This window comes from Planktothrix sp. FACHB-1355 (genome assembly GCF_014748295.1).
Lineage (GTDB): Bacteria > Cyanobacteriota > Cyanobacteriia > Cyanobacteriales > Aerosakkonemataceae > Aerosakkonema > Aerosakkonema funiforme_A.
The window spans coordinates 1-5620 of sequence record NZ_JACJUP010000357.1 but is presented as its reverse complement, the minus strand read 5'-3'; the positions used below and the strand labels follow the sequence as shown (position 1 = coordinate 5620).

Genomic DNA, 5620 nt, shown 5'->3' with positions numbered 1-5620 from the left:
AAAAAGCGATTGGGCTGATTTTCTAGCCGAAAAACCGGAAATTCGTTCTTGTACTTCCATTTGCTTGAAAATTATCGATTCTTGGTTCACTAATCTGAGTGGCGAAGACCAAGCCAAATACGCCAAAAAATTGGCGAAACTGCTAGAAAAGCAGAAAGTTGCGTATGATATCGCAGCCTATCGCGCTGCACCCCCAGGATTGCGAATTTGGGGAGGCGCAACGGTAGAAACTGCCGATCTGGAAGCGTTACTTCCTTGGTTAGATTGGGCTTATGCGACTGTGAAAGCAGAAGCTACAGCTGCGAGTTAAAAGGTACGTTGTTGCGCTTGAGCGCTTTAATCCCAGTCGTAATCAAACAACCCTAAAGCGCTAAAGCGTAACAACATACTTAGTTATATTGAGTAGGGTGCGTCAGAGTCATAAAATTAGTGATTATATCCAGAATTTTGCGCTCTGACGCACCCTACAGCCTAAAAAAATATTCAAAATTAATAACTAGGAACTTGGGTTAATTAGCGATCGCATTTCCCCAAACCGATATTTTTGTGTAGTGAGAGGGCGACTTCCGATCTAATTCAGGAAGTAGGGGAAGATTTGGCAACTATACGGGGTCAAGTATTAGAAGCTAAAATAAATGCTAACAGGCTGAAGAGTCGTTTGGAGAATAGATAATGCTACAACCAACCCTGAATGAAAAGCAAATAGCAGATTTGGCAGATAGTCTTGAACTTGCCATAACTCTCGAACAGCAAGCTAAAAATCTGTGTGAATTGGCAGAAGATTTTGCAGAAAAATATGAAAAACGTCTCCATAAAATTAGAGAAGCAGCAAAACAAAAAGCTGGTGAGAATGAATAGTAGTAGTAAGGTGCGATCGCATCCCATCAAAAGCGCGATCGCAGTCGAATAATTAAGTTCATTCAGTATGCCGATTTTCTGTAAAATTAAGACATAGATGACTATTCCCTCAGAAATACAAACTCTCATTGACAGACTATACCAAGAACTAGATCGAATCGAGCGGGACGCAAGTGAAGGTCTAACATTATAAGAAGCCTATTCTTGCGTTTTCCAGACAACGTTACTCTGATTGGATTATTTGCTACCCTTAGTAATGCGTTATTATTCGTAGAAAACTCCAGAAGACGCATCCAGATTACTGTTGATAGTATTTTACCTGAAAATGTGCGATCGCAGGTAATTTAGGAAGCAGGAGAAGATTTAGCAGAGTTGCTGGGAAGGGTGCTAGATACTAAAATGTTGGTTAATACAGTTATGACTCGTTTGGATAATTTAAGATGACACAGCAATCTTTAACCGATAAGCAACAAGCAGAACTAGAAGAAATTTTACAAATTGCTAAACTAGCGGAACAAAAAGCTAAAGAAATGAGCGATTTCGCGACAGCAATATCTTTAAAGTATCAAAAACGCTTGCATGAAGCCAACCTGGAAGCAGCAGATAACAATGAAAAAATTACCGGATGAAAAGACACTGCTAGAACTGCTAGAACTTGCTAAAGATGCTGAAAAAAAAGCTAAAGAACTCTGTGATTTGGCGACAGAAATAGATGAAAAATGGCGAGTTTGATTGGAAGAGAGAAAACTTTGGTTCTTTTACGTCCAGACACAAGTGATGTTTAAAAAAAGTAACAGACCCGATCGGTCTTTACTACCCTGAATTAAAAGTGGAACCATTCCTACACGCTGACGTAATGTTAAGCTTGGCATAGTTTATCGTTCCTTTATGTCATGTTAACTCGATTGACCAGATTTAATTTGCTCTAGTTCCAGTTGCAATATCAGCACGGAGCGGCTGATACATTGAGCTAGAAAAGGGGTGAAAATTATCAGGCCAAGGCGCAGTCATATTGCATAACAAACGGAACTGGAGCGGTGTTGGTGCTGGGTTAACACGCTCTACTTGGATATGTACGAGTTCTGGATTTTGGCCGATAAAATTGAAGGCATCATCTACCAAATAGCGAGGGCAATAACCTACAGGGTATAAATCGCCTAGAAAAGTTTCGTTTGTCCGTAACATCAAAGCTTTGCGATCGTAAGGATTTTGAAAATCGTGAACCAACCGCAATAATTCATTCTTCTGAAGTTTGTTAATTCTATCGAGAGATGCTGGTGGTAAATGTCGCAATCCCCGGACAAAAAAGTGGACATGGTACAATCCATTTTCATCCCGTTCTGGACAGGGAAATACCTCAAACTTATCAGTTGCCTTTTGCCCACCACTACGAGCTAGCAATGTAATGGGATCGTCTTCGTACTGAGGTAGATTCAATAATTCCACAAAATTTTTGTAGTTTGGTCTCGATCGCGACAGCACTCGATTGGAAAATAAAGGAAAAAGTTCAACCGATCTGTATAATTTATTCAGGTCTGGTAATGAGTATAGTGGTTCAAATCCACACTTTTCTATGGCTGCAAGAATACCTTTTGTATAAGCAAACTCGTACATTTTCCCATCATAAGTTAATTTTCCGATGGGAAACCAATCTCCAGTATTTGCATCTTGCCAAGCCAAAAAAAGCGTTTTCATAATTACTGTATATTACGCAGATCGAGTAACCTGTTTTGATTTAACTCAAGGACTTTTTGGGCAAATTTAATTGCAGTTTCTGAGATGCGATCGCTTGGAATACGGCGAAACAAGTCTAAGGTATCACTAAGCGACACCTTTGCTAGATACTCCAGCCATACTGAGGCCGCATCAGGATAGCGACCCGCCACTTCACGAAACACCTCGAAAGTCTTGAGTTTTCGTTTATCACCCTCAACTTTAGCATAAAAGTAGGAGGGGCATTTTGTCACATATCCTTCGACAGAGCCGTTGTTAAGCTTCAAAAGGCGTTTTTCATCAGGCAATTCCCGACCCAGACAGGAACCGTGGTCGTATGTTGGCGCGAGATAAGTGGTTTGCACCTTTGCTGATAGTCCTTTGTATTGTATCAATCCCCAGTTTTGATGGTGTCGATCGCTGTTCCCAACCCAAGCATCCAAAAGTAAGTATCCCACAAAAACATCCACCGCAGTTTTAATGCCTTCTGGTGGTGTCCAGTCCATAGGTAACTGGACAGAGGAATCATTAAGAGCATTAAATACTATATCTATTGTGTGTCTGGACAAATCTCTAGCATTTGTCGGATAGTCTGGTACTAACCGAGCAAGAACTTCAATACCAACGATAGAAGTTCCTCCTTCTGGTACAAACGATCGTGAAATAGTGCCGCGTTTACCGTTATATGTTGCCAGATCGTACTCTGCATGAGGTAGCCTAAGAAAAGTACATAACTCTGATGCAATTTTCTCTGCCCAATCTTCTCCTGTATTAAGTCTAGCTTCTTTATAAAGGCAAAGACCTAAATTCTGTTCGTGAAACCAGAACGCTTCTTCTTCTTTTGTTCTTATTGGTTCATCGTATTCAGGCGCGTCTGGTGGAACTGTAATTATCGGAAAAACCGAACCCATTATTTTTTTACATCCAAAACAATCATCTGAAGCAAGAATTTATAGTCAGTTTCAGTTGCATAAAGCTATCCGAAGCATCTCCTAGTTTCCCTTATCGCCGTTTCGCCTTCTCCTTGCTGCTAATTTCTTTGCTACCATGACATTTCTTAAACTTTAACTCGCTACCGCAAGGACAGGGATCGTTAGGACGTGCTTTGGCAAATTTGGCTTCTTCTTCTGCTAAAATAGACATGATTAACTTAACTGGATATTTGCGACGCACCAGCTCTGCCATAATTTGCATTGAACGATCGATATGGTGGAAAAAGGCTTTATATCCCGCACAGAGATAATTTAATCCCGGTTCTCCATCTGGTGTATTAATAAATCGGTTTTTGGGACATTCGCCGTGACAAGCAAAACGCACATCGCAGTTGCGACAATACTTCGGTAGGCTATCTGACTTATCTTTGCCAAACTTTTGTTGCTGCGGGGAAACAACTAAATCCCGCATCGAATCTTGTTGGATATTACCCAGCAAATAATCAGGTTCGACAAAGTGATCGCAAGAATAAAGATCGCCATTATGTTCAAATGCTAAAGCTTTACCGCAGGTAGCATCGAATAAGCAAACTCCCGAAAAACCAAGACCTAACCAATTGCTTAATGCAGCTTCAAAACCCTGTATGTAAACTTTGCCGACATCATTACGAACCCATTCGTCATAAATAGCAATTAGAAATTGACCGTATTGTTCGGCTTTGACAGATCGATCGGATACAGTATTTCCTTTTTGGTAGAGGGTAAGACCATCTTCGTTTATCCGCTCTACTATGGGTATAAATTGCATCCAGTTTGCGCCGACTTCATCTCGCAAAAAGCGGTAAACTTCGAGAGGATAATCGCCATTAACTCTGTTGACGGTGGTTAGTACGTTAAATTCAACACCATGCTTTTGCAATAGTCGCAAACCTCGCATTACCTTATCGAAGGTTGGTTTACCTCCCTTGTCTACTCGGTTGGCATCGTGGAGTTCGCGAGGGCCATCAATACTAACTCCCAGCAAAAAATTATTTTCTTTAAAAAATTCGCACCATTCATCGTTTAGTAATGTGGCGTTTGTTTGCATGGAATTTTCAAAGGTCATGCCGGGTTTTTTGTATTTTTCTTGAAATGCGATCGCTTTCCTAAAAAAATCAATCCCCATCAGGGTTGGTTCTCCCCCTTGCCATGCTACCGATACCTGTGGTGTGCGATGAAATTCGATTAGTTGACGGATATAATTCTCCAGTACTTCATCGCTCATCCTAAATTTACTTTTAGGATATAATAATTCTTTATCTAAAAAGAAACAATAGGAACAATCTAGATTGCAAATTGCGCCTGTAGGTTTAGCTAGGACATGAATACTTGCAGGAGTTTTAGATTGAGTCATAACACTTTAATATTTGAACGATCGGATTTTTAACGCAGAGAACGCAAAGGTAAACGCAGAGTAACGCAGAGGAAGATTTTACTTTTGAATTAGGATAAATTCGATTAACTCAAAACTATCTCTGTGTACCTCTGTGTTTACCTTTGCGTACCTCTGCGTTTAAATAAATTCTCTCGGATCGGTGACATATCCAGTCAGCGCGGAAGCACCTGCTGTATATGGCGAAGCGAGATAAATTTGCGCTTGTTTGTTACCCATACGACCGGGGAAGTTACGATTGGTTGTGGAAACGCAAACTTCCGGTTCGTTCATGCGTCCGAAGGTATCTTTTGGGCCACCCAAACAAGCGGCGCAGGAAGGTGCGGCGGGTTCGATACAACCAGCTTCTAAGAAAATTTCAGATAAAGTTTGTCCTTCGTGTTTGAGGGTAAACAAATCTTCGTAAACTTTCTGAGTTGCAGGCACTATGTAGGTGGGAACTTTCACCTTATGACCTTTGATTATACGGGCGGCGCTCACAAAATCGGAGGTTTTGCCGCCAGTGCAGGAACCGATATAAACGCGATCGATCTTGACATCGCGACATTCTCGTGCTAAGGCGCGGTTGTCTGGGGAGTGGGGTTTGGCGACGACGGGTTCTAGTTTGCTGACATCGTAGCGGTGCTGGCTGTAGAACTTGGCGTCGCTGTCGGTGTAAAATGACTGGAAGGGTTTGTCGGTACGG

9 protein-coding genes are annotated in these 5620 nt (G+C 41.4%); 5 read left to right on the top strand and 4 right to left on the bottom strand.

From position 1 onward, the window contains the following. The 5 genes from H6S82_RS15800 to H6S82_RS34070 form a co-directional block, all read left to right on the top strand. Window positions 1-310 (top strand): hypothetical protein (locus H6S82_RS15800; RefSeq protein ID WP_347339507.1); only part of this gene is annotated, 310 nt, incomplete at its 5' end. A 362-nt stretch (window positions 311-672) separates the two neighbouring features. Beyond that, window positions 673-858, top strand: coding sequence for a hypothetical protein (locus tag H6S82_RS15795; RefSeq protein WP_190462670.1), 186 nt, complete (start codon window positions 673-675; stop codon window positions 856-858). A gap of 204 nt (window positions 859-1062) precedes the next feature. Further along, on the top strand, window positions 1063-1206 hold the full coding sequence (locus H6S82_RS32780; protein ID WP_199315132.1) for a hypothetical protein: 144 nt from the start codon (window positions 1063-1065) through the stop codon (window positions 1204-1206). A gap of 92 nt (window positions 1207-1298) precedes the next feature. After that, on the top strand, window positions 1299-1487 hold the full coding sequence (locus tag H6S82_RS15785) for a hypothetical protein (RefSeq protein ID WP_190462672.1): 189 nt from the start codon (window positions 1299-1301) through the stop codon (window positions 1485-1487). After that, the gene (locus tag H6S82_RS34070) at window positions 1468-1590 is read left to right on the top strand and encodes a hypothetical protein (RefSeq protein ID WP_255512179.1); all 123 of its coding nucleotides are present in this window, start codon (window positions 1468-1470) and stop codon (window positions 1588-1590) included. Before H6S82_RS15785 ends, H6S82_RS34070 begins: the two co-directional genes overlap by 20 nt. A 183-nt stretch (window positions 1591-1773) precedes the next feature. On the opposite strand, the gene H6S82_RS15780 is transcribed toward H6S82_RS34070, so the two are convergent. The 4 genes from H6S82_RS15780 to H6S82_RS15765 all read right to left on the bottom strand — a co-directional run. Further along, window positions 1774-2553, bottom strand: a complete 780-nt coding sequence (locus H6S82_RS15780) for an HIRAN domain-containing protein (RefSeq protein WP_190462674.1) — start codon at window positions 2551-2553, stop codon at window positions 1774-1776. 2 nt (window positions 2554-2555) lie between these two features. After that, on the bottom strand, window positions 2556-3482 hold the full coding sequence (locus tag H6S82_RS15775; RefSeq protein ID WP_190462677.1) for a HipA-like protein: 927 nt from the start codon (window positions 3480-3482) through the stop codon (window positions 2556-2558). A gap of 91 nt (window positions 3483-3573) precedes the next feature. Then, window positions 3574-4896 (bottom strand): anaerobic sulfatase maturase, encoded by a 1323-nt coding sequence (locus H6S82_RS15770; RefSeq protein ID WP_190462679.1) that lies wholly within the window; start codon window positions 4894-4896, stop codon window positions 3574-3576. Between the two features lie 159 nt (window positions 4897-5055). Next, a partial coding sequence (locus H6S82_RS15765; RefSeq protein ID WP_242056969.1) for an aconitase family protein occupies window positions 5056-5620 on the bottom strand: 565 nt, incomplete at its 5' end.